The organism is Proteus sp. G2300, from assembly GCF_009915965.1.
Taxonomy (GTDB): Bacteria; Pseudomonadota; Gammaproteobacteria; order Enterobacterales; family Enterobacteriaceae; genus Proteus; species Proteus vulgaris.
The window spans coordinates 1-22,068 of sequence record NZ_JAABNK010000009.1; the positions used below are offsets into that span (position 1 = coordinate 1).

The 22,068-nt window shown below is 43.1% G+C and carries 38 protein-coding genes; 33 read left to right on the top strand and 5 right to left on the bottom strand.

Annotation, left to right across the window (positions count from 1 at the left end; genetic code table 11):
• The 33 genes from tuf to GWI97_RS06555 all read left to right on the top strand — a co-directional run.
• Positions 1-1,184 (top strand): elongation factor Tu (tuf, locus tag GWI97_RS06395; protein ID WP_087803048.1); only part of this gene is annotated, 1,184 nt, incomplete at its 5' end.
• A 216-nt stretch (positions 1,185-1,400) separates the two neighbouring features.
• Positions 1,401-1,598, top strand: coding sequence for a bacterioferritin-associated ferredoxin (bfd, locus tag GWI97_RS06400; RefSeq protein WP_087802846.1), 198 nt, complete (start codon positions 1,401-1,403; stop codon positions 1,596-1,598).
• Between the two features lie 77 nt (positions 1,599-1,675).
• Positions 1,676-2,149 (top strand): bacterioferritin, encoded by a 474-nt coding sequence (gene bfr, locus GWI97_RS06405; RefSeq protein WP_036933228.1) that lies wholly within the window; start codon positions 1,676-1,678, stop codon positions 2,147-2,149.
• Positions 2,150-2,498: 349 nt separating this feature from the next.
• Positions 2,499-2,810 (top strand): 30S ribosomal protein S10, encoded by a 312-nt coding sequence (gene rpsJ, locus GWI97_RS06410; RefSeq protein WP_001181005.1) that lies wholly within the window; start codon positions 2,499-2,501, stop codon positions 2,808-2,810.
• A 32-nt stretch (positions 2,811-2,842) separates the two neighbouring features.
• Positions 2,843-3,472 carry a 50S ribosomal protein L3 gene (gene rplC / locus GWI97_RS06415; RefSeq protein ID WP_023583465.1) on the top strand — a complete coding sequence of 210 codons (630 nt, stop codon included), beginning with the start codon at positions 2,843-2,845 and terminating at the stop codon, positions 3,470-3,472.
• 16 nt (positions 3,473-3,488) lie between these two features.
• The gene (gene rplD, locus GWI97_RS06420; RefSeq protein WP_023583466.1) at positions 3,489-4,094 is read left to right on the top strand and encodes a 50S ribosomal protein L4; all 606 of its coding nucleotides are present in this window, start codon (positions 3,489-3,491) and stop codon (positions 4,092-4,094) included.
• The gene (gene rplW, locus GWI97_RS06425) at positions 4,091-4,393 is read left to right on the top strand and encodes a 50S ribosomal protein L23 (protein WP_004246962.1); all 303 of its coding nucleotides are present in this window, start codon (positions 4,091-4,093) and stop codon (positions 4,391-4,393) included. The genes rplD and rplW overlap by 4 nt, the downstream gene beginning before the upstream one ends.
• 19 nt (positions 4,394-4,412) lie before the next feature.
• Entirely contained in the window at positions 4,413-5,237 is an 825-nt protein-coding gene (gene rplB / locus GWI97_RS06430) for a 50S ribosomal protein L2 (protein ID WP_036933225.1), read from the top strand.
• A 14-nt stretch (positions 5,238-5,251) separates the two neighbouring features.
• Complete coding sequence (gene rpsS / locus GWI97_RS06435) at positions 5,252-5,530, top strand: 30S ribosomal protein S19 (RefSeq protein ID WP_004246960.1); 279 nt, start codon at positions 5,252-5,254, stop codon at positions 5,528-5,530.
• A gap of 14 nt (positions 5,531-5,544) precedes the next feature.
• Positions 5,545-5,877, top strand: coding sequence for a 50S ribosomal protein L22 (gene rplV, locus GWI97_RS06440; RefSeq protein ID WP_006535498.1), 333 nt, complete (start codon positions 5,545-5,547; stop codon positions 5,875-5,877).
• 17 nt (positions 5,878-5,894) lie between these two features.
• Entirely contained in the window at positions 5,895-6,596 is a 702-nt protein-coding gene (gene rpsC, locus GWI97_RS06445; RefSeq protein WP_004246958.1) for a 30S ribosomal protein S3, read from the top strand.
• A 12-nt stretch (positions 6,597-6,608) separates the two neighbouring features.
• Entirely contained in the window at positions 6,609-7,019 is a 411-nt protein-coding gene (rplP, locus tag GWI97_RS06450) for a 50S ribosomal protein L16 (RefSeq protein ID WP_006535500.1), read from the top strand.
• The gene (rpmC, locus tag GWI97_RS06455) at positions 7,019-7,210 is read left to right on the top strand and encodes a 50S ribosomal protein L29 (RefSeq protein WP_004238624.1); all 192 of its coding nucleotides are present in this window, start codon (positions 7,019-7,021) and stop codon (positions 7,208-7,210) included. The genes rplP and rpmC overlap by 1 nt, the downstream gene beginning before the upstream one ends.
• Positions 7,210-7,464, top strand: a complete 255-nt coding sequence (rpsQ, locus tag GWI97_RS06460; protein ID WP_023583468.1) for a 30S ribosomal protein S17 — start codon at positions 7,210-7,212, stop codon at positions 7,462-7,464. The genes rpmC and rpsQ overlap by 1 nt, the downstream gene beginning before the upstream one ends.
• A 176-nt stretch (positions 7,465-7,640) precedes the next feature.
• On the top strand, positions 7,641-8,012 hold the full coding sequence (gene rplN / locus GWI97_RS06465; protein ID WP_004246955.1) for a 50S ribosomal protein L14: 372 nt from the start codon (positions 7,641-7,643) through the stop codon (positions 8,010-8,012).
• A gap of 10 nt (positions 8,013-8,022) precedes the next feature.
• Positions 8,023-8,337, top strand: coding sequence for a 50S ribosomal protein L24 (rplX, locus tag GWI97_RS06470; RefSeq protein ID WP_006535502.1), 315 nt, complete (start codon positions 8,023-8,025; stop codon positions 8,335-8,337).
• 13 nt (positions 8,338-8,350) lie between these two features.
• Positions 8,351-8,890, top strand: a complete 540-nt coding sequence (gene rplE, locus GWI97_RS06475; protein ID WP_036933223.1) for a 50S ribosomal protein L5 — start codon at positions 8,351-8,353, stop codon at positions 8,888-8,890.
• Between the two features lie 12 nt (positions 8,891-8,902).
• Positions 8,903-9,208 (top strand): 30S ribosomal protein S14, encoded by a 306-nt coding sequence (gene rpsN, locus GWI97_RS06480; RefSeq protein WP_006535503.1) that lies wholly within the window; start codon positions 8,903-8,905, stop codon positions 9,206-9,208.
• A 32-nt stretch (positions 9,209-9,240) separates the two neighbouring features.
• Positions 9,241-9,633: a 30S ribosomal protein S8 gene (gene rpsH, locus GWI97_RS06485; protein WP_004246950.1), complete on the top strand. Its 393-nt coding sequence runs from the start codon at positions 9,241-9,243 to the stop codon at positions 9,631-9,633.
• 14 nt (positions 9,634-9,647) lie between these two features.
• Positions 9,648-10,181 carry a 50S ribosomal protein L6 gene (gene rplF, locus GWI97_RS06490; RefSeq protein WP_036933221.1) on the top strand — a complete coding sequence of 178 codons (534 nt, stop codon included), beginning with the start codon at positions 9,648-9,650 and terminating at the stop codon, positions 10,179-10,181.
• A gap of 9 nt (positions 10,182-10,190) precedes the next feature.
• The gene (gene rplR, locus GWI97_RS06495; RefSeq protein ID WP_023583471.1) at positions 10,191-10,544 is read left to right on the top strand and encodes a 50S ribosomal protein L18; all 354 of its coding nucleotides are present in this window, start codon (positions 10,191-10,193) and stop codon (positions 10,542-10,544) included.
• A gap of 14 nt (positions 10,545-10,558) precedes the next feature.
• The gene (rpsE, locus tag GWI97_RS06500) at positions 10,559-11,059 is read left to right on the top strand and encodes a 30S ribosomal protein S5 (RefSeq protein WP_023583472.1); all 501 of its coding nucleotides are present in this window, start codon (positions 10,559-10,561) and stop codon (positions 11,057-11,059) included.
• Positions 11,060-11,064: 5 nt separating this feature from the next.
• Positions 11,065-11,244 carry a 50S ribosomal protein L30 gene (gene rpmD, locus GWI97_RS06505; RefSeq protein ID WP_036914634.1) on the top strand — a complete coding sequence of 60 codons (180 nt, stop codon included), beginning with the start codon at positions 11,065-11,067 and terminating at the stop codon, positions 11,242-11,244.
• Positions 11,245-11,247: 3 nt separating this feature from the next.
• A complete protein-coding gene (gene rplO, locus GWI97_RS06510) occupies positions 11,248-11,682 on the top strand; it encodes a 50S ribosomal protein L15 (protein ID WP_036933215.1) in 435 nt (144 codons plus the stop codon).
• Positions 11,683-11,689: 7 nt separating this feature from the next.
• Positions 11,690-13,012, top strand: coding sequence for a preprotein translocase subunit SecY (gene secY, locus GWI97_RS06515; RefSeq protein ID WP_006535510.1), 1,323 nt, complete (start codon positions 11,690-11,692; stop codon positions 13,010-13,012).
• A gap of 42 nt (positions 13,013-13,054) precedes the next feature.
• A complete protein-coding gene (rpmJ, locus tag GWI97_RS06520; RefSeq protein WP_071788572.1) occupies positions 13,055-13,171 on the top strand; it encodes a 50S ribosomal protein L36 in 117 nt (38 codons plus the stop codon).
• 146 nt (positions 13,172-13,317) lie between these two features.
• Positions 13,318-13,674 (top strand): 30S ribosomal protein S13, encoded by a 357-nt coding sequence (gene rpsM, locus GWI97_RS06525; RefSeq protein WP_036914623.1) that lies wholly within the window; start codon positions 13,318-13,320, stop codon positions 13,672-13,674.
• 16 nt (positions 13,675-13,690) lie between these two features.
• Positions 13,691-14,080 carry a 30S ribosomal protein S11 gene (gene rpsK / locus GWI97_RS06530; protein ID WP_002919257.1) on the top strand — a complete coding sequence of 130 codons (390 nt, stop codon included), beginning with the start codon at positions 13,691-13,693 and terminating at the stop codon, positions 14,078-14,080.
• Between the two features lie 36 nt (positions 14,081-14,116).
• Positions 14,117-14,737 (top strand): 30S ribosomal protein S4, encoded by a 621-nt coding sequence (rpsD, locus tag GWI97_RS06535; RefSeq protein WP_004246942.1) that lies wholly within the window; start codon positions 14,117-14,119, stop codon positions 14,735-14,737.
• A 25-nt stretch (positions 14,738-14,762) separates the two neighbouring features.
• Positions 14,763-15,752, top strand: a complete 990-nt coding sequence (locus GWI97_RS06540; protein ID WP_006535513.1) for a DNA-directed RNA polymerase subunit alpha — start codon at positions 14,763-14,765, stop codon at positions 15,750-15,752.
• A 37-nt stretch (positions 15,753-15,789) separates the two neighbouring features.
• The gene (gene rplQ, locus GWI97_RS06545; RefSeq protein WP_004246940.1) at positions 15,790-16,176 is read left to right on the top strand and encodes a 50S ribosomal protein L17; all 387 of its coding nucleotides are present in this window, start codon (positions 15,790-15,792) and stop codon (positions 16,174-16,176) included.
• A gap of 263 nt (positions 16,177-16,439) precedes the next feature.
• Positions 16,440-16,853: a Zn(2+)-responsive transcriptional regulator gene (zntR, locus tag GWI97_RS06550; RefSeq protein WP_036933211.1), complete on the top strand. Its 414-nt coding sequence runs from the start codon at positions 16,440-16,442 to the stop codon at positions 16,851-16,853.
• A 51-nt stretch (positions 16,854-16,904) separates the two neighbouring features.
• Positions 16,905-17,111, top strand: a complete 207-nt coding sequence (locus GWI97_RS06555) for an alternative ribosome-rescue factor A (protein ID WP_036933207.1) — start codon at positions 16,905-16,907, stop codon at positions 17,109-17,111.
• Between the two features lie 3 nt (positions 17,112-17,114).
• Here the strand turns inward: GWI97_RS06555 and mscL are convergent, their stop codons facing one another.
• From mscL to def, 5 genes are all read right to left on the bottom strand, one after another.
• The gene (mscL, locus tag GWI97_RS06560) at positions 17,115-17,522 is read right to left on the bottom strand and encodes a large-conductance mechanosensitive channel protein MscL (RefSeq protein WP_036933205.1); all 408 of its coding nucleotides are present in this window, start codon (positions 17,520-17,522) and stop codon (positions 17,115-17,117) included.
• Positions 17,523-17,637: 115 nt separating this feature from the next.
• On the bottom strand, positions 17,638-19,014 hold the full coding sequence (gene trkA, locus GWI97_RS06565) for a Trk system potassium transporter TrkA (protein ID WP_036933204.1): 1,377 nt from the start codon (positions 19,012-19,014) through the stop codon (positions 17,638-17,640).
• 112 nt (positions 19,015-19,126) lie between these two features.
• Positions 19,127-20,395 (bottom strand): 16S rRNA (cytosine(967)-C(5))-methyltransferase RsmB, encoded by a 1,269-nt coding sequence (rsmB, locus tag GWI97_RS06570; protein WP_115370526.1) that lies wholly within the window; start codon positions 20,393-20,395, stop codon positions 19,127-19,129.
• 95 nt (positions 20,396-20,490) lie between these two features.
• On the bottom strand, positions 20,491-21,438 hold the full coding sequence (gene fmt / locus GWI97_RS06575) for a methionyl-tRNA formyltransferase (RefSeq protein WP_036933201.1): 948 nt from the start codon (positions 21,436-21,438) through the stop codon (positions 20,491-20,493).
• 26 nt (positions 21,439-21,464) lie between these two features.
• On the bottom strand, positions 21,465-21,989 hold the full coding sequence (gene def, locus GWI97_RS06580) for a peptide deformylase (RefSeq protein ID WP_036933199.1): 525 nt from the start codon (positions 21,987-21,989) through the stop codon (positions 21,465-21,467).
• Between the last annotated feature and the right edge of the window lie 79 nt (positions 21,990-22,068).

Genomic DNA, 22,068 nt, shown 5'->3' on the forward strand with positions numbered 1-22,068 from the left:
TGTCTAAAGAAAAATTTGAACGTTCAAAACCGCACGTTAACGTTGGTACTATCGGCCACGTTGACCACGGTAAAACAACTCTGACTGCTGCAATCACTACAGTTTTAGCTAAAACTTACGGTGGTGCTGCTCGTGCATTCGATCAAATCGATAACGCACCAGAAGAAAAAGCTCGTGGTATCACCATCTCTACTTCACACGTAGAATACGACACTCCAACTCGTCACTACGCACACGTAGACTGCCCAGGTCACGCCGACTATGTTAAAAACATGATCACTGGTGCTGCGCAAATGGACGGAGCGATCCTGGTAGTTGCTGCGACTGATGGCCCAATGCCACAAACTCGTGAGCACATCCTGTTAGGTCGTCAGGTTGGTGTTCCTTACATCATCGTATTCCTGAACAAATGTGACATGGTAGATGATGAAGAGTTACTGGAATTAGTTGAAATGGAAGTTCGTGAACTTCTGTCTCAGTACGATTTCCCAGGTGACGACACTCCAGTAATCCGTGGTTCAGCGCTGAAAGCACTGGAAGGCGAAGCAGAGTGGGAAGCAAAAATTGTTGAATTAGCAGAAGCACTGGATTCATACATCCCAGAACCAGAGCGTGCAATTGACAAACCATTCCTGTTACCAATCGAAGACGTATTCTCAATCTCAGGCCGTGGTACAGTAGTAACTGGTCGTGTTGAGCGTGGTGTAATCAAAGTTGGTGAAGAAGTTGAAATCGTTGGTATCAAACCAACAGTTAAAACAACTTGTACTGGCGTTGAAATGTTCCGTAAATTACTTGACGAAGGTCGTGCAGGTGAGAACGTTGGTGTTCTGCTGCGTGGTACTAAACGTGAAGAAATCGAACGTGGACAAGTACTGGCTAAACCAGGTTCAATCAAGCCACACACTAAATTCGAATCAGAAGTATATATTCTGAGCAAAGATGAAGGTGGTCGTCATACTCCATTCTTCAAAGGCTACCGTCCACAGTTCTACTTCCGTACAACTGACGTAACTGGTACTATCGAATTACCAGAAGGCGTAGAAATGGTAATGCCAGGTGACAACATCAACATGATCGTTGAACTGATTCACCCAATCGCGATGGACGACGGTTTACGTTTCGCTATCCGTGAAGGTGGCCGTACAGTAGGTGCGGGCGTTGTTGCTAAAGTATTAGGTTAATTACTCGCGTAATTCTCCTAGAGAAGGGCATCAGTAGATGCCCTTTTTTGTATCTATTGATCGGACTCTATTCTCTCAGATAAAAATCTATCTTTGTATTATCACCATTTTAAATTTGCAAAAACCAAATAAATACTTAACTAAAATAAATAGAAATTGAAATCATAATAATTATCATTTACACTCTTTCTGTGAGTAGTTAATGAGGTTGTTATTATGTACGTCTGTCTTTGTCATGGTGTGAGTGATAAAAAAATTATTGCTACTATTCATAAACACCAAGTTCACACTATTAATGAATTACGCAAGATCCTACCTGTTGGAAGTTGTTGCGGTAAGTGTGTGCGTCAAGCCCGTCAAATTATCGAAAGTGAGCAATCTACGCTATCTCCTCAAATTTCTGAAGTTGCATAACAAATTTTAAATTTCCTTTCTCTCCACTTTGTATAAAAGGTCTACACTAAAAAGACTGGAAACAAAGGAGCATAAAAATGAAAGGTGATAAAAAAATGATAGCCCACCTTAATAAGTTATTAGGTGGAGAACTTGTTGCAATTAATCAGTATTTCCTGCATGCCCGAATGTTTAAGAATTGGGGACTTACACGTCTTAATGATATGGAATATCATGAATCCATAGACGAAATGAAACATGCAGATAAATATATCGAACGCATTTTATTCCTCGAAGGTATTCCAAACTTACAAGATTTAGGCAAACTCAATATTGGTGAAGATGTTGAAGAAATACTACGTTCGGATCTTGAATTAGAACTTGGTGGTGCCAAAGATTTACGTGAAGCTATTGCTTACGCAGATTCTATTCATGATTATGTTAGCCGAGATCTTATGCTAGAAATTCTAACCGATGAAGAAGGGCATATTGATTGGATTGAAACACAACTTGAACTTATTGAGCGCATAGGGCTTCAAAACTATCTGCAAGCTCAAATTATTGAAGAGTAATCCAAAGCTTTTTAGAAAAATGGCCCCGAATTTTTTAGTGAATTATCGGACAATTTAAAGCAAAGGTAATGACTGTTACCTTTGCTTTTTCTATTTTTGAAAAGAGAAAATGAATTTTTATCGCTGATTTTTTATTCTTAGCTTGATTTCATCATTCAGGCAAGTATAATGCGCAGGCTCACTGATTTAGTGGGGGCTGATTTATCAGCTAATGCAGATTTTTTATTGCATTAATATAATACTCCCGATAGGGGAGTTATATGCAGAACGATTACACTCTCTCATCAATCGAAATGAGTACGGGTAGTAATCATTTACGTTTATAAAAAATAGTTGGAGCTCTGGTCTCATGCAGAACCAAAGAATCCGTATCCGCCTGAAAGCTTTTGATCATCGTCTGATTGATCAATCAACTGCGGAAATCGTAGAGACTGCTAAGCGCACTGGTGCGCAAGTTCGTGGTCCAATCCCACTGCCGACTCGCAAAGAGCGTTTCACAGTGTTGATTTCTCCGCACGTTAATAAAGATGCGCGTGATCAGTATGAAATTCGCACTCACAAACGTCTGGTTGACATCGTTGAGCCAACCGAGAAAACCGTTGATGCTCTGATGCGTCTGGATCTGGCTGCCGGCGTAGACGTGCAGATCAGCCTAGGTTAATCAGGTCATCAAGCGATTGAGAGGTTGAAACAATGATTGGTTTAGTCGGTAAAAAAGTAGGAATGACTCGTATCTTCACTGAAGATGGCGTTTCAATCCCTGTAACCGTTATCGAAATTGAAAACAACCGTGTTACTCAGGTCAGAGATCTTGAGAAAGACGGTTATCGTGCCATTCAGGTGACTACTGGTAGCAAAAAAGCTAACCGTGTACTGAAACCTGAAGCAGGTCATTTTGCTAAAGCTGGTGTTGAAGCTGGCCGCTTACTGCGTGAATTCCGTCTGAACGAAGGCGAAGAATACACTGTAGGTCAAAGCATTAGTGTAGAAATTTTCGCTGACGTTAAAAAAGTCGACGTTACTGGAACATCTAAAGGTAAAGGTTTTGCTGGTACTGTAAAGCGCTGGAATTTCCGTACTCAAGATGCTACCCACGGTAACTCCTTGTCTCACCGTGTTCCGGGTTCTATCGGTCAGAACCAGACTCCGGGTAAGGTGTTTAAAGGCAAGAAAATGGCAGGTCAACTGGGTAACGAACAAGTTACCGTTCAGAGCCTGGAAGTAGTACGTGTTGACGCTGAGCGCAACCTGCTGCTGGTCAAAGGTGCTGTTCCAGGTGCAACTGGCAGTGACCTGATCGTTAAACCAGCTGTCAAGGCGTAACGTCGAGGAGATAGGAATGGAATTGGTAATGAAAGACGCGCAAGGCGCGCTGACTGTTTCCGAAACTACCTTCGGGCGTGACTTTAACGAAGCGCTTGTGCATCAAGTAGTCGTTGCATACGCTGCTGGTGCTCGTCAAGGTACTCGTGCTCAGAAAACTCGTGCTGAAGTTTCTGGTTCAGGCAAAAAGCCTTGGAGACAGAAAGGTACAGGTCGTGCACGTTCAGGTTCAATCAAGAGCCCAATTTGGCGCTCTGGTGGTGTTAGCTTCGCAGCTAAACCACAGGACCACAGTCAAAAAGTAAACAAAAAGATGTACCGTGGTGCTCTGAAGAGCATTCTGTCTGAGCTGGTACGTCAAGATCGTCTGATCGTCGTAGAGAAGTTCTCTGTTGAAGCTCCTAAAACTAAGCTTTTAGCACAGAAACTGAAAGATATGGCTCTGGAAGATGTTCTGATCATCACTGCTGATGTAGATGAAAATCTGTATTTAGCAGCACGCAACTTATATAAAGTTGACGTACGTGATGCAGCAACTATCGACCCTGTTAGCTTAATCGCCTTCGACAAAGTCGTCATGACTGCTGACGCTGTGAAGCAAGTTGAGGAGATGCTGGCATGATCCGTGAAGAACGTCTGCTGAAAGTACTGCGCGCGCCGCATGTATCTGAAAAAGCTTCTATCGCGATGGAAAAATCAAACACCATCGTTCTCAAAGTTGCTAAAGACGCGACCAAAGCAGAGATTAAAGCAGCTGTACAAAAACTGTTTGAAGTCGAAGTTGAAAGTGTTAACACTCTGCTGATGAAAGGCAAAGTGAAACGTCACGGTCAGCGTATTGGTCGTCGTAGCGACTGGAAAAAAGCTTACGTAACCCTGAAGGAAGGCCAGAATCTGGACTTCGTCGGCGGCGCTGAGTAAGTCGGAGGAGTAAAGAACAATGGCAATTGTTAAATGTAAACCTACGTCTCCGGGCCGTCGCCACGTAGTTAAAGTGGTAAACCCTGAGCTGCATAAAGGGAAACCTTATGCACCATTGCTGGAAAAAAACAGCAAGTCCGGTGGTCGTAACAACAATGGTCGTATCACTACCCGTCATATCGGTGGTGGACACAAACAGGCTTACCGTATTGTTGACTTTAAACGCAACAAAGATGGTATTCCTGCGACAGTAGAACGTCTGGAATATGATCCAAACCGTTCAGCTAACATCGCTTTAGTGCTGTATGCTGATGGTGAACGTCGCTACATTCTGGCTCCAAAAGGCCTGAAAGCGGGTGATAAAGTTCAGTCTGGCGTTGATGCTGCTATCAAAACGGGTAACACCTTACCAATGCGTAATATCCCGGTTGGTTCTACTGTTCATAACGTAGAAATGAAACCAGGTAAAGGTGGTCAGTTAGCTCGTTCAGCTGGTACTTACGTTCAGATCGTTGCTCGTGATGGTGCTTATGTCACTATTCGTCTGCGTTCTGGTGAAATGCGTAAAGTTCCTTCTGATTGCCGTGCAACTATCGGTGAAGTAGGTAACTCTGAGCACATGTTACGCGTTCTGGGTAAAGCTGGTGCAAGTCGCTGGCGTGGTATTCGTCCTACCGTTCGCGGTACTGCGATGAACCCAGTCGATCACCCACATGGTGGTGGTGAAGGTCGTAACTTTGGTTTACACCCTGTAACACCTTGGGGTATTCAAACCAAAGGTAAGAAGACTCGTAAAAACAAACGCACTGAACATTTTATCGTTCATCGTCGTACTAAGAAATAATTAGAGGATAAGCCATGCCACGTTCTCTCAAGAAAGGTCCTTTTATTGACCTACACTTGCTGAAGAAGGTAGAGAAAGCGGTGGAAAGCGGTGACAAAAAGCCTGTTAAGACTTGGTCCCGTCGTTCAACGATCTTTCCTAACATGATCGGTTTGACCATCGCTGTCCATAATGGTCGTCAGCATGTTCCAGTTTACGTTTCCGACGAAATGGTTGGTCACAAACTGGGTGAATTCGCGCCGACCCGTACTTATCGCGGTCATGCAGCCGATAAAAAGGCTAAGAAAAAATAAGGTAGGAGGAAGAGATGGAAACTATCGCTATGCATCGCCACGCTCGTTCTTCTGCTCAGAAGGTTCGCTTGGTAGCTGACCTGATTCGCGGTAAGAAAGTGTCGCAAGCTCTGGAAATTTTAACCTTTACCAACAAGAAAGCTGCTGGTTTAGTGAAAAAAGTACTGGAGTCTGCTATTGCTAATGCAGAACACAACGATGGCGCTGACATTGATGATCTGAAAGTAGCTAAGATCTTTGTTGACGAAGGTCCTTCTATGAAGCGCATTATGCCTCGTGCAAAAGGCCGTGCAGATCGTATTCTGAAGCGCACCAGCCACATCACTGTGGTTGTGTCTGATCGCTGAGACTCTGGAGACTAGCAATGGGTCAAAAAGTACATCCTAATGGTATCCGCCTTGGCATTGTCAAGCCTTGGAATTCCACATGGTATGCGGGTACCAATGAATTCGCTGACAACCTAGACAGCGATTTTAAAGTACGTCAGTACTTAACTAAAGAACTGGCAAAAGCATCTGTATCTCGTATCGTTATCGAACGTCCTGCGAAAAGCATTCGTGTGACTATTCACACAGCTCGTCCAGGCATCGTTATCGGTAAAAAAGGTGAAGATGTTGAAAAACTGCGCAAAAACGTAGCGGATATCGCTGGCGTTCCTGCGCAAATTAATATCGCCGAAGTACGTAAACCTGAACTAGACGCAAAATTAGTTGCTGACAGCATCACTTCACAGCTGGAACGTCGTGTTATGTTCCGTCGTGCTATGAAACGTGCAGTACAGAACGCAATGCGTTTAGGCGCTAAAGGTATCAAAGTGGAAGTAAGTGGTCGTTTAGGCGGCGCTGAAATCGCTCGTACTGAATGGTATCGTGAAGGTCGTGTACCTCTGCACACTCTGCGTGCAGATATCGACTACAATACCTCAGAAGCACATACCACTTATGGTGTGCTCGGCGTTAAGGTATGGATCTTCAAAGGTGAGATCCTGGGTGGTATGGCTGCAGTTGAACAGGCGGAAAAACCGGCTGCTCAACCTAAAAAGCAGCAGCGTAAAGGCCGCAAGTAAGGAGAGTCGCTGATGTTACAACCAAAGCGTACAAAATTCCGTAAAGTGCACAAAGGCCGCAACCGTGGCTTAGCTGCTGGTGCGGATGTAAGCTTCGGGACTTACGGTCTTAAAGCTGTGGGCCGTGGTCGTCTGACTGCACGTCAGATCGAAGCGGCACGTCGTGCAATGACCCGTGCAGTTAAGCGTCAGGGTAAAATCTGGATCCGTGTGTTCCCAGACAAACCAATCACTGAAAAGCCGCTCGAAGTCCGTATGGGTAAAGGTAAAGGTAACGTTGAGTATTGGGTTGCCTTAATCCAGCCAGGTAAAGTCCTGTATGAAATGGATGGTGTGCCTGAAGAACTGGCCCGTGAAGCATTCAAGCTGGCGGCAGCAAAACTGCCTATCAAAACCACCTTTGTAACTAAGACGGTGATGTAATGAAAGCAAAAGAGCTGCGCGAAAAGAGCGTTGAAGAGCTGAACACAGAACTGCTGAACTTACTGCGCGAGCAGTTCAACCTGCGTATGCAGGCAGCAAGTGGTCAGTTACAACAGTCTCATCTGTTGAAACAAGTGCGTCGTAATATCGCACGCGTTAAGACTTTACTGACTGAGAAGGCGGGTGCGTAATGACCGATAAAATCCGTACTCTGCAAGGTCGTGTAGTTAGTGACAAAATGGAAAAATCTATTGTTGTTGCTATCGATCGTATGGTTAAACATCCATTATATGGTAAGTTTATCCGTCGTACGACCAAACTGCATGTACATGACGAGAACAACGAATGTGGAATTGGTGACGTAGTAGAAATTCGTCAAACACGTCCACTGTCTAAGACTAAGTCTTGGGCGTTAGTTCGCGTTGTAGAAAAAGCTGTTCTGTAATAAAATAGCCTTTTCGTACGAAATAAACGGCTCAAAACTGAACGAGCCGTTTATTTTTTCTGTCCATATCGAGAATGTGGTGTTATAATGCCGCTCCCTCGTATTATGGGATATTGAACGGCCTCTTCTAATGTGGAAGTGGCTCAGTAGTAGTTGACATTTAGCGGAGCACTAAAATGATCCAAGAACAGACTATGCTGAACGTGGCCGACAACTCCGGTGCACGTCGCGTAATGTGTATCAAGGTTCTAGGTGGCTCGCACCGTCGCTACGCAGATGTAGGTGACATCATCAAAATTACCATCAAGGAAGCAATTCCACGTGGTAAAGTTAAGAAAGGTGATGTACTGAAAGCGGTAGTGGTGCGCACCAAGAAGGGTGTTCGTCGCCCTGACGGTTCTGTCATTCGCTTCGATAGCAACGCTTGTGTATTGTTAAACAACAACAGCGAGCAAGTTATTGGTACGCGTATTTTTGGGCCGGTTACTCGTGAACTTCGTAACGAGAAGTTTATGAAAATAATCTCTCTGGCACCTGAAGTACTCTAAGGAGCAGGCAATGGCAGCGAAAATCCGTCGTGAAGACGAAGTTATCGTGCTAACTGGTAAAGATAAAGGTAAGCGCGGTAAAGTAAAACAGGTTCTTTCTTCTGGTAAAGTTATCGTTGAAGGTATCAATCTGGTTAAAAAACATCAGAAGCCAGTTCCGGCTCTGAACCAACCAGGTGGCATCGTTGAAAAAGAAGCTTCTATCCAAGTTTCTAACGTTGCAATCTTCAATGCGGCAACCGGTAAGGCTGACCGTGTAGGTTTTAGATTCGAAGACGGCAAAAAAGTTCGTTTCTTCAAATCTAATAAAGAAACTATCAAGTAATTTGGAGTATACGATGGCGAAACTGCATGATTACTACAAAGACGAGGTAGTCCAAAAACTGATGTCTCAGTTTGGTTACCATTCTGTCATGCAAGTCCCTCGGGTCGAGAAGATCACCCTGAACATGGGTGTTGGTGAAGCGATTGTTGATAAGAAACTGCTGGACAATGCAGCAGCTGATTTAGCAGCAATCTCAGGTCAAAAACCTTTGATCACCAAAGCACGCAAATCTGTTGCAGGCTTCAAAATCCGCCAGGGCTATCCGATCGGCTGTAAAGTGACCCTGCGTGGCGAACGCATGTGGGAGTTCTTTGAACGCCTGATCTCTATTGCTGTACCACGTATCCGTGACTTCCGTGGTTTGTCCGCTAAATCATTTGATGGACGTGGTAATTACAGCATGGGCGTACGTGAGCAAATCATCTTCCCTGAAATCGATTACGATAAAGTGGATCGTGTTCGTGGTTTGGATATTACCATTACTACGACTGCGAAATCAGATGATGAAGGTCGCGCACTGTTAGCAGCGTTTAACTTCCCGTTCCGCAAGTAAGGCAGGGCATTCATGGCTAAGAAATCTATGAAAGCACGTGATGTAAAACGTGCGAATTTAGCTGAGAAATTCTTCGCAAAACGCGCAGAACTGAAAGCTATCGTTTCAGATGTGAACGTATCTGATGAAGATCGTTGGAATGCTGTTCTGAAACTGCAAACTATGCCACGTGATTCAAGTCCTTCACGTCAGCGTAACCGCTGCCGTCAAACTGGACGTCCGCACGGTTTCCTGCGGAAATTTGGCCTCAGCCGTATTAAAGTCCGTGAAGCCGCTATGCGCGGTGAAATCCCGGGCCTTAGAAAGGCTAGCTGGTAATTACCATAATTGAATCACGGGAGTAAAGACAGATGAGCATGCAAGATCCCATCGCGGATATGCTGACCCGTATCCGTAACGGTCAGGCCGCGAATAAAGTTGCGGTCACAATGCCTTCCTCCAAGCTGAAAGTGGCGATTGCCAACGTGCTTAAGGAAGAAGGTTATATCGAAGATTTTAAAATTGAAGGCGACACTAAGCCAGAACTGGAAATCACTTTAAAATATTTCCAAGGTAAGGCTGTAGTAGAAAGCATTCAGCGCGTAAGCCGTCCAAGTCTGCGCATCTATAAAAGAAAAGATGAGCTGCCACAAGTTATGGCAGGACTGGGCATCGCTGTTGTTTCTACCTCAAAAGGTGTTATGACTGATCGTGCAGCTCGCCAAGCAGGTCTTGGTGGCGAGATTATCTGCTACGTAGCTTAATTCGGGAGGAAAGAATGTCTCGTGTGGCAAAAGCACCCGTCGTCATTCCTGCCGGCGTAGAGGTTAAACTCAACGGTCAGGTAATTACGATTAAGGGTAAAAACGGCGAGCTAACTCGTACTATCCATAATGCAGTTGAAATTCAACATGCTGACAACCAGTTAACTTTCGCACCTCGTGATGGTTTCGCTGATGCATGGGCACAGGCGGGTACTACTCGTTCTCTGTTAAATGCAATGGTTGTAGGTGTTACCGAAGGCTTCACTAAGAAACTGCAACTGGTAGGTGTAGGTTATCGTGCGTCTATTAAAGGCAATGCGGTTAACTTATCAGTAGGTTTTTCACATCCAGTGGAACACCAACTGCCAGCAGGCATCACTGCTGAATGTCCAACACAAACTGAAATCGTGCTGAAAGGTGCGGATAAGCAAGTGATTGGTCAAGTAGCAGCTGAACTGCGTGCTTACCGTCGCCCTGAACCTTATAAAGGTAAAGGTATTCGTTACGCCGACGAAGTTGTGCGTATCAAAGAGGCTAAGAAGAAGTAAGGTAACACTATGGATAAGAAAGCAGCTCGTATCCGTCGTGCGACCCGCGCACGCCGTAAGCTCCAAGAATTGGGTGCGACTCGCCTGGTGGTACACCGTACCCCTCGCCATATTTATGCGCAGGTTATTGCACCAAACGGTTCTGAAACTTTGGTGGCCGCTTCTACTACAGAAAAAGCTATCATTGAGCAACTGAAAAACACTGGAAACAAAGAAGCAGCAGCAGTAGTTGGTAAAATTGTTGCTGAACGCGCTCTGGAAAAAGGTATCAAAGTAGTATCATTTGACCGTTCCGGTTTCCAATATCATGGTCGAGTCCAGGCACTGGCAGATGCTGCCCGTGAAGCTGGCCTTCAGTTCTAAGGTAGGAGTGTAAGATGGCTCACATCGAGAAACAAGCTGGCGAACTGCAGGAAAAGCTGATCGCGGTAAACCGCGTATCTAAAACCGTTAAAGGTGGTCGTATATTTAGCTTCACCGCGCTTACAGTCGTTGGTGATGGTAATGGCCGCGTTGGTTTTGGATATGGCAAAGCTCGCGAAGTTCCGGCAGCAATCCAGAAAGCGATGGAAAAAGCCCGTCGCAATATGAAAACCGTCGCTTTAAACAACGGTACTTTGTTCCACCCTGTTAAAGGTACCCACACAGGTTCTCGCGTATTTATGCAGCCTGCTCATGAAGGTACTGGTATCATCGCAGGTGGTGCAATGCGTGCAGTTCTAGAAGTGGCTGGCGTTCGTAACGTACTGGCTAAAACCTATGGTTCCACTAACCCGATTAACGTGGTTCGTGCAACACTGGACGCTTTAGATAGCATGAAGTCTCCAGATATGGTCGCAGCTAAGCGTGGTAAATCCGTTGAAGAAATTCTGGGGTAATGACCATGGCTAAGACTATTAAAATTACTCAAACACGCAGCTTAATCGGTCGTCTGCCTAAACATAAGGCAACTATGACTGGTTTAGGCCTGCGTCGCATCGGTCACACTGTAGAACGCGAAGATACACCAGCAGTTCGCGGTATGATCAACTTGGTTTCCTATATGGTTAAAGTTGAGGAGTAAGAGATGCGTTTAAATACTCTGTCTCCGGCTGAAGGTGCCAAGCATGCGCCTAAACGTGTAGGTCGTGGTATCGGTTCTGGCTTAGGTAAAACTGGCGGCCGTGGTCACAAAGGTCAGAAGTCTCGTTCTGGCGGTGGCGTACGTCGTGGGTTTGAAGGTGGCCAGATGCCTTTATATCGTCGTTTACCAAAATTTGGTTTTACTTCACGTAAATCATTCGTGACTGCGGAAATCCGCCTGTCTGATTTAGCTTACGTTGAAGGCGATGTAATCGATCTGAATGCACTGAAAGCCGCAAACGTTGTTGGCCCACAGATTGAATATGCAAAATTAATTCTATCTGGCGAGGTTAACCGTGCAGTGACTATTCGTGGTCTGCGTGTTACCAAAGGTGCCCGTGCAGCAATCGAATCAGCTGGCGGTAAAATTGAGGAATAAGTGACAGATGGCTAAACAACCAGGTTTAGATTTTCAGAGTGCTAAAGGTGGTGTAGGTGAACTAAAACGCAGACTTTTGTTTGTTCTTGGTGCACTAATTGTCTTTAGGATTGGCTCTTTTATCCCTATCCCTGGTATTGATGCCACTGTGCTTGCCAAATTGCTCGATCAGCAAAAAGGCACCATCATTGAAATGTTTAACATGTTCTCTGGTGGTGCTCTTAGCCGTGCTTCTATCTTTGCGCTGGGTATCATGCCTTATATTTCGGCATCGATTATTATCCAACTTTTATCAGTGGTTAACCCTCGGTTAGCAGAGATTAAGAAGGAAGGGGAGGCCGGTCGTCGTAAGATCAGCCAATATACCCGTTATGGTACTTTGGTGCTGGCGATATTCCAATCAATTGGTATCGCAACAGGCTTACCGAATATGCCAGGAATGCAAGGTCTGGTGATTAATCCAGGCTTACCATTCTATATTACGGCTGTTGTGAGCTTAGTCACTGGGACAATGTTCCTGATGTGGTTAGGTGAGCAAATCACTGAACGTGGTATTGGTAACGGTATCTCAATCATTATCTTTGCAGGTATCGTTGCAGGTCTTCCACCTGCCATTGGTCAAACCATCGAGCAGGCGCGGCAAGGCGAACTGCACTTCCTCCTGTTATTGTTGGTTGCAGTATTGGTGTTCGCGGTTACTTTCTTTGTTGTTTTTGTAGAAAGAGGACAACGTCGTATCGTTGTTAACTATGCAAAACGTCAACAAGGGCGTAGAATATACGCGGCACAAAGTACACATCTACCACTTAAAGTAAATATGGCGGGTGTTATACCAGCAATTTTTGCTTCAAGTATTATCCTGTTTCCTGGTACAATAACCTCTTGGTTTGGCGATGGTACAGGATGGGGTTGGCTGACGACGATTTCGTTAAATCTACAGCCTGGTCAACCTATTTATGTGCTACTATACGCTGCTGCAATCATATTCTTCTGTTTCTTTTATACGGCGTTGGTTTTCAACCCAAGAGAAACGGCAGATAACCTGAAGAAGTCCGGTGCATTTGTACCAGGAATTCGCCCGGGAGAGCAGACGGCTAAATATATAGATAAAGTGATGACTCGTTTAACCTTAATTGGTGCCTTGTATATTACTTTTATCTGTCTCATCCCGGAGTTCATGCGTGACGCAATGAAAGTACCTTTCTATTTTGGTGGTACTTCCCTCTTAATCGTGGTTGTGGTCATCATGGATTTTATGGCTCAAGTGCAAACTCTCCTGATGTCAAGTCAGTATGAGTCTGCATTGAAAAAAGCAAATCTTAAAGGTTAATTACTGATAAGCGATTTGTTTTAGAAGTTACGGAGAGTAAAAATGAAAGTTCGTGCTTCCGTCAAGAAAATGTGCCGTAACTGCAAAATTGTTAGACGTCACGGTCACGTGCGTGTAATTTGCAGCGTCGAGCCTAAGCATAAACAGCGTCAAGGCTAATTTATTGCATTTTTTTCTTGCAAAGTTCGGTTGAGCTGGCTAAATTAGCCAGCCCAATCTTTTATAATATGTACAGTATTGTTTGAGTATCCTGAAAACGGGCTTTTCAGAATAGTACTGTATAACTGCTAATTTAGGAGTGCATAGTGGCCCGTATAGCAGGCATTAACATTCCTGATCATAAACATACCGTAATCGCATTAACTTCGATTTACGGCATCGGTAAAACCCGCTCACAGGCTATCTGTGTAGCTGCTGGTATTGCTGAAAATGTTAAGATCAGTGAGCTGTCTGAAGAGCAAATCGACAAGCTGCGTGACGAAGTTGCCAAATACGTTGTAGAAGGTGATCTGCGTCGTGAAGTTACCCTGAGCATCAAACGTCTGATGGATCTTGGTACTTACCGTGGTTTACGTCATCGTCGTGGTCTACCAGTTCGCGGTCAGCGTACTAAGACTAACGCACGTACCCGTAAGGGTCCGCGTAAGCCGATCAAGAAATAATCGGGGTATTTGAACAATGGCAAAAGCACCTATTCGTGCACGTAAGCGTGTAAGAAAACAAGTCTCTGACGGTGTGGCTCATATCCATGCTTCTTTCAACAACACAATCGTTACTATTACTGATCGTCAAGGTAACGCATTGGGTTGGGCTACTGCCGGTGGTTCCGGTTTCCGTGGTTCTCGTAAATCTACTCCGTTCGCGGCTCAGGTTGCAGCAGAACGTTGCGCTGAAGCTGTTAAAGAGTACGGAATTAAGAACTTGGAAGTTATGGTTAAAGGACCTGGTCCTGGTCGTGAGTCAACTATCCGTGCATTAAACGCGGCTGGTTTCCGCATCACTAATATTACTGATGTGACTCCGATTCCTCATAACGGTTGTCGCCCACCGAAAAAACGTCGCGTTTAATAACGTTTTCGTTTTTAGGAAAGTTGGAGAAAGAAAATGGCAAGATATTTGGGTCCTAAGCTCAAGCTGAGCCGTCGCGAAGGTACAGATTTATTTCTAAAATCTGGCGTTCGGGCGATTGACACCAAGTGTAAACTGGAACAAGCACCAGGTCAGCACGGCGCACGTAAACCGCGTCTGTCTGATTACGGTGTTCAGTTACGTGAAAAACAAAAAGTACGTCGTATTTACGGTGTTCTAGAACGTCAATTCCGTAACTACTACAAAGAAGCAACACGTCTGAAAGGCAACACAGGTGAAAACCTGCTGACTCTGCTGGAAGGTCGTCTGGATAACGTTGTTTATCGTATGGGCTTTGGCGCAACTCGCGCAGAAGCACGTCAGATGGTTAGCCATAAAGCAATCATGGTAAATGGTCGCGTGGTTAACATTGCTTCTTATCAGGTTTCCCCGAATGACGTAGTCAGCGTTCGTGAAAAATCGAAAAAACAGTCTCGTATCAAGGCTGCTTTAGAGCTGGCTGAACAGCGTGAAAAGCCAACATGGCTGGAAGTTGATGCTGCTAAGATGGAAGGTGTGTTCAAGCGTATTCCTGAACGTACTGACTTGTCTGCTGACATTAACGAGCACCTGATCGTCGAGCTTTACTCCAAGTAAGGCTTAGCACCAAAGAGAGGACACAATGCAGGGTTCTGTGACAGAGTTTCTAAAACCGCGCCTGGTTGATATCGAGCAAGTCAGTTCGACGCACGCCAAGGTGACCCTTGAGCCATTAGAGCGAGGCTTCGGCCATACTCTTGGTAACGCACTGCGCCGTATTCTGCTTTCGTCTATGCCGGGTTGTGCGGTAACAGAGGTTGAGATTGATGGTGTACTGCATGAGTACAGCACCAAAGAAGGTGTTCAGGAAGATATCCTAGAAATACTGCTCAACCTTAAGGGGTTGGCGGTAAAAGTTCATGGTAAAGATGAAGTTATTCTTACTTTGAGCAAATCTGGCATTGGCCCTGTTATTGCAGCCGATATCATCCATGACGGTGATGTCGAAATCGTCAAGCCGCAGCACGTTATCTGCCACCTTACAGACGAAAACGCATCTATTAATATGCGTATCAAAGTTCAGCGTGGTCGTGGTTATGTGCCGGCTTCTGCCCGAATTCATTCGGAAGAAGATGAGCGCCCTATCGGTCGCCTTTTAGTAGACGCGTGCTATAGCCCAGTTGAGCGTATTGCTTATAATGTGGAAGCAGCTCGTGTTGAACAGCGTACCGACTTGGATAAGCTGGTAATCGAGATGGAAACTAACGGTACTATCGATCCAGAAGAGTCGATTCGCCGTGCAGCGACTATCCTGGCTGAACAGCTTGAAGCTTTTGTTGACTTACGTGATGTTCGTCAACCAGAAGTTAAAGAAGAGAAGCCAGAATTCGATCCTATCTTACTGCGCCCAGTAGACGATCTTGAATTGACTGTCCGCTCTGCTAACTGTCTGAAGGCAGAAGCAATCCACTACATCGGTGATCTGGTACAGCGTACTGAAGTTGAATTACTTAAGACGCCTAACCTTGGTAAGAAATCTCTTACTGAGATTAAAGACGTACTGGCGTCGCGTGGTCTATCTCTAGGTATGCGCCTTGAGAATTGGCCACCTGCAAGTATCGCTGATGAATAAGATCACAGGTTAAGGTTTTACTGAGAAGGATAAGGTCATGCGCCATCGTAAGAGTGGTCGTCAATTGAACCGCAACAGCAGCCATCGTCAGGCTATGTTTCGTAACATGGCAGGTTCTTTAGTTCGTCATGAGATAATCAAGACAACTTTGCCTAAAGCGAAAGAACTGCGTCGCGTCGTTGAGCCGCTGATTACTCTTGCCAAGACCGACAGCGTAGCTAATCGTCGTCTGGCATTCGCCCGTACTCGTGATAACGAAGTCGTGGCAAAACTGTTTACAGTATTAGGTCCGCGTTTTGCGAGCCGTGCAGGTGGTTACACTCGTATTCTGAAGTGTGGCTTCCGTGCTGGTGACAACGCTCCAATGGCTTACATTGAGCTTGTTGACCGTGCTGATTCTGAAACAGAAGCAGCAGCTGAATAATTTAATTATTTAGTGAAGCGAATAAAAAGACCGGATTTTTAATCCGGTTTTTTTATACCTGTTAAAAAACTATTTGTAAGTATACTACGCTCTCTCTTTTTTATTTTTTGCATACCTCTTTATTTTCTTTTGTGTTGCATCATATTTATTTTCTGCTATGTCACCATACTGTTATTGCGTATTATAAGCTTCGTACTATTTTTCAATTCTGTTCTTTTGGTTATTTGCTATGCTTATTCATAATTAACAATGGAGGATGATCCATGTACCGTATTGGACAAGTTGCAAAACTTGCGAATGTAACAACAGATACAATCCGGTTTTATGAAAAACAAGGGTTGATGGATCATGATAGACGTACAGAAGGGGGTTATCGCCTCTATACAGAAAAAGATCTACAGCGATTACGTTTTATCCGCTATGCGAAAGAGCTTGGTTTTACATTGGATGCTATTACTGAACTCCTTTCGATTCGTGTTGATCCTGCTCATCACACTTGTATCGAGTCGAAGCATATCGTTGATGCAAGACTTGAAGAAGTTGAATTGCGTTTAAAAGAGATGGAAAAAATGCGCGATTCATTAAAAATGTTAAGTAATGCGTGTTGTGGTAGTGCTCATGAGAGTACTTATTGCTCAATTCTAGAAATACTTGAATCCGGAGCAACAAAGCAATAATATCATTACCGAATTTTGTTTTATGTTCTTTAACAATTTAAGAGGTTTGTTATGTCTAACAAATATCAACACCAAAAAGGTGTTATTAAAGAGAATGCTTTAGCTGCATTGGTTCACGATCCATTATTTAGGCAGCGCGTAGAAAAAAACAAGAAAGGAAAAGGTAGTTTTGTGAGAAAAGAAAAACATAACAAAAAGGGTAACTGGGAGGCCAGTGATAACAAAAGATTTTTTCAATTGTTATCACTGGCCTTTTAGTTTTTATTTCTGCTGGTTTTTTAATAAATCGCGGATCTCTGTTAATAGTGTTTCTTCTGCAGATGGGGCTGGCGGTGCTTTCGGAGCTTCTTCTGCTTGGCGGCGTGTTTTATTAATTAATTTAATCGCGCAGAAAATAGCAAATGCAACAATAGCGAAGTCAAAAACAGTTTGAATAAACATACCGTAATTTAGTACAACGGCAGGCATATCTCCACTTGCCTCTCTTAGTACAAGACTAAACTGCTTAAAATCAATACCGCCAATTAATAATCCCAATGGTGGCATGATAATATCAGCTACCAGTGATGAAACAATCTTACCGAAAGCTGCACCAATGATGACACCGACAGCCATGTCAACTACGTTACCTTTCATTGCAAATTCACGAAACTCTTTGAAAAAAGCCATAACCACCCCTTATTTGTGTAAGTGTAGATTTATTATGTAAAAATATAGTATCTAACATGATAATAATAGACCATTATAAGTAACAATCACTATTATTCTTATTTCTACGTCATCTCTATAAGAAAAATGGACTAGGTTGGAAAAGCTTTTCAACTTCAGGAACATATTTTTTATCTGTGATAAACATAATCACGTGATCGCCTTGTTCGATAGAGTGGCTTGCATTTGCAATAATAACATCTTCATTTCTAACAATTGCCCCGATAATGGTTCCTGGCGGCAGTTTGATATCTTGTATACGACGACCAACGACTTTTGATGTATTTTCATCACCGTGAGCCACAGCTTCAATTGCTTCAGCAACACCGCGACGTAATGAGGAAACACTGACGATATCCGCTTTACGAACATGACCTAAAAGTGCAGAAATAGTTGCTTGCTGTGGTGAAATTGCAATATCAATAACGCCACCTTGAACTAAATCAACATACGCACTGCGCTGAATGAGGACCATTGCTTTTTTTGCCCCCATTCTTTTTGCTAACATAGCAGACATAATGTTAGCTTCATCATCATTAGTCAGCGCGATAAAGACATCGATTTGTTCTATATGTTCTTCTGCAAGAAGCTCTTGGTCTGATGCATCACCATAAAAAACAATTGTGTCATGAAGAAGTTCTGCTAATTCAGTTGCACGTTGTTGATTATGTTCAATAAGTTTGACGCTATAATCTTTTTCTAATCTAGCAGCTAAACCAGCACCTACATTACCGCCACCCACAATCATAATGCGTTTATATGGTTTTTCTAATCGTTGTAATTCACTCATTACAGCACGAATATGCTGAGATGCGACAACAAAAAAGACCTCATCTCCAGCTTCTATGATAGTGGAGCCTTGAGGCCGAATAGGTCTATCTTGACGAAAAATTGCAGCAACACGTGTATCAATATGTGGCATATGATCTCTTAATGTTGACAAAGCATTACCCACAAGAGAACCACCATAATAGGCTTTTACCGCAACGATACTGACTTGGCCTTCTGCGAAATTAACCACTTGTAATGCGCCAGGATATTGAATAAGTTTATAAATATAATCAATAACTAAATGTTCTGGTGATATTAAATAATCAATGGGAATAGCTTCAGGAAGAAATAGTTTATCTGCTTCACGAACAAACTCTGAAGCACGTATACGTGCAACTTTATTTGGCGTATTAAACAAGGTATAAGCAACTTGGCACGCAATCATGTTCGTTTCGTCAGAATTAGTGACAGCAACTAACATATCAGCATCTTCAGCACCAGCTTCTCTTAAGATCCTTGGATGAGAGCCATGTCCATTGACTACTCGTAAATCGAATTTATCTTGAAGTTGACGTAAACGATCAGCATTAGTATCAACGACAGTAATATCATTATTCTCCCCGACAAGATTTTCAGCGAGAGTACCACCGACTTGACCAGCGCCTAAGATAATAATTTTCATCGTAATTTCTCAGAGTATTCGATTAACAAATAGAAAAGAAACGCAAGATCTTGATGATCTTGCGTTGAAATAGTAGCGTTTTTTGGATCCGATAGCATCTTTTATCACGGGATCATATTTTTTTTATCAATGCATAAAAGAAACCATCGCCACCTTTTTCTTCAGGTAAACACTGATGTTGATAGTGACATTGTGCATCTTTAGTTGATGTTAAAAATGCTTTAACTTGTTGTATGTTCTCTTCTGGAAGAATAGAACATGTTGCATAAACTAATGTGCCACCAGATTTTAAGTATGGCCAAATAGCATGAAGAATTTCTTTTTGAATTTGAGCTAATTGATCAATATCATCATTACGACGAAGCCACTTAATGTCAGGATGACGACGGATAACACCGGTTGCTGAACATGGCGCATCAAGTAGAATGCGATCAAATAGCATACCTGAACACCATTGTTCGGGATAACGGCCATCACCACTTTTGACGACAGCATTAAGTTTCAAACGAGTAAGGTTTTCTTGTACACGTTTCAGACGTTGCTCATCTATGTCTATTGCTAATACTTTAGCTTGAGGGGCTATCTCTAAAATATGTGTTGTTTTGCCCCCAGGTGCTGCACATAAATCGAGAATTTGTTCTTTATTTTTTGGTGCTAATAATTCAGCGCAACGTTGAGCAGAACGATCTTGAATTGTTACCCAACCATCTGCAAATCCGGGAAGAAGGTTAACGTTACATGGATTTTCTAAACGGATAGCAAAAGGATGGCTATCATCAGCAATGGCTGAAATCTCATTATCTGCCAATAATGCCAAATATTCTTCTCGTGAATGGTGTTGTTGATTAACACGTAACCACATAGGTGGTTTTTTGTTGTTGCCTTCAACAATACTCATCCATTGTTCAGGGTAAGCGTGCTTGATGCGGGCAAGTAACCATGATGGATGAAGAAAATGGCTTTCACTATTTTGAAAACGCTCATTAAGGATATCTTGTTGACGTTGAAATTGACGTAACACACCGTTAATTAATCCTTTTAACTGTGGTTTTTTTAGTGCAACGGCACCATCTACTGTTTCTGCAAGAGCTGCATGGGCAGGAATACGCGTATAAAGAAGCTGATATAAACCCACCATAATGAGGTAATGTAAAATGCGTTGTTTACCTTTTAATGGCTTATCCATGAGTTGCTGAATAATCCATTCTAATTGTGGCAATGTGCGTAATACACCAAAGCAAATTTCTTGTAATAAAGCTTTATCTTTATCTGAAATATTTTTTTGAAGTTCTGGTATGACAGTGCTTAGAGATAAGCCTTGATCTAATACCTGATTGATTGCTTTTGCTGCAATGCTACGTAAGTTGTATGACGTTTTCATAATGAGTCAACGTTTAATATTGAGCGCCAGAGAAGTGTTACATTGGCGTGAAAAAAGGAAACCCTGATAAGGATAAGTATCAGGGTTTAGAATTATTATTGAATGATTTTCCCAGGCGTGAACCAATCTCGCTTGGAGTTTAGGAAATCAGCAGAAGCCATAGGCTTTTTACCTGAAGGCTGTAATTCAGTGATATTTAGAATGCCGTTACCTGTCGCAATATAAATACCTGTTTTATCTGCTTTTAATAAAGTTCCTACCGGTTGATTTGTATCATCTGCAATAACGTGTGCTTTCCATACTTTTACCGGCTGTTCGTCTAGCATGAAGAAGCTCATTGGCCATGGATTGAAGGCTCTTATACAGCGCTCAATTTGCTCTGCCGATAATGACCAATCAATTTTTGCTTCTTCTTTAGATAATTTTTGGGCGTAATTCGCTAAACTATCATCTTGTTTTTCAGCTTTTATTTTACCTGATGTAAGCAGATCGAGTGTCGTCGTTAGAGCTTTAGGGCCTAGTTCTGCCAGTTTTTCATAAAGTGACGCACTGGTGTCTTCATTTGTAATTGGGCATGATGCTTTATACAACATATCACCTGTATCTAAACCAACATCCATCTGCATAATTGTGACACCCGTTTCTTTATCTCCTGCCCATAAAGAGCGTTGAATCGGTGCGGCGCCACGCCATTTAGGAAGGAGAGAACCATGTACATTTAGACAACCTAAACGAGGGATTTCAAGCACGGCTTTAGGTAAGATCATCCCATAAGCCACAACAATCATAATGTCGGCTTGTTGTTCTATAATCCATTCATGGTTCTCTTCTGGCTTTAAAGAGGCAGGTTGATAAACAGGAATATCATGAGTTAAAGCTAGTGCTTTAACTGGGCTAATAGTCAGTTTCTTACCTCTTCCTGCGGGTTTATCTGGAGGAGTCATTACTCCCACCACACGATGTTGGGTTGATAACAATGCGGCTAAATGTCGAGCCGCAAAATCGGGTGTTCCCGCAAAAATAATACGTAATGAATCAGACACGTTTTCTTCCTGTTTCAATTTAACTGTTACTGTCCTGCTTTAGCTCTTTTTTTATCTAGCTTATCGAGTTTCTCAACTTTTTGACGGATACGTTGGCGTTTTAATGGAGATAAATAATCTACAAACAGTTTACCAACTAAATGGTCCATTTCATGTTGAATACAGATAGCCAATAAGTCATCAGCTTCTAATTCAAAAGGCTGGCCATTGTAATCAAGTGCTTTTACTTTTACGTGCTCAGCACGAGGAATAAAAGCACGTTGTTCTGGGATAGATAAACAGCCTTCTTCGATACCTGTATCACCTTCAGCATCAAGAAGTTCTGGGTTTATTAATACCAGTCTTTGGTCTCTTGTTTCGGAGACATCAATGACGATAATGCGCTGGTGGATATCCACTTGTGTTGCTGCTAAGCCAATACCTTCTTCTAAATACATCGTTTCAAACATATCATCGACAATTTTTTGAATTTCGGCATCAACTTTTTCGACTGGCTTTGCAATCGTGCGAAGGCGCTCGTCTGGATAATGTAATACGTGTAACACTGCCATAATTTATTCGGACTGTTTCTAAAATGTGAATAGGATTTAACGTCTATTCTAGACATTTATTATCTAGATTGACAGTATT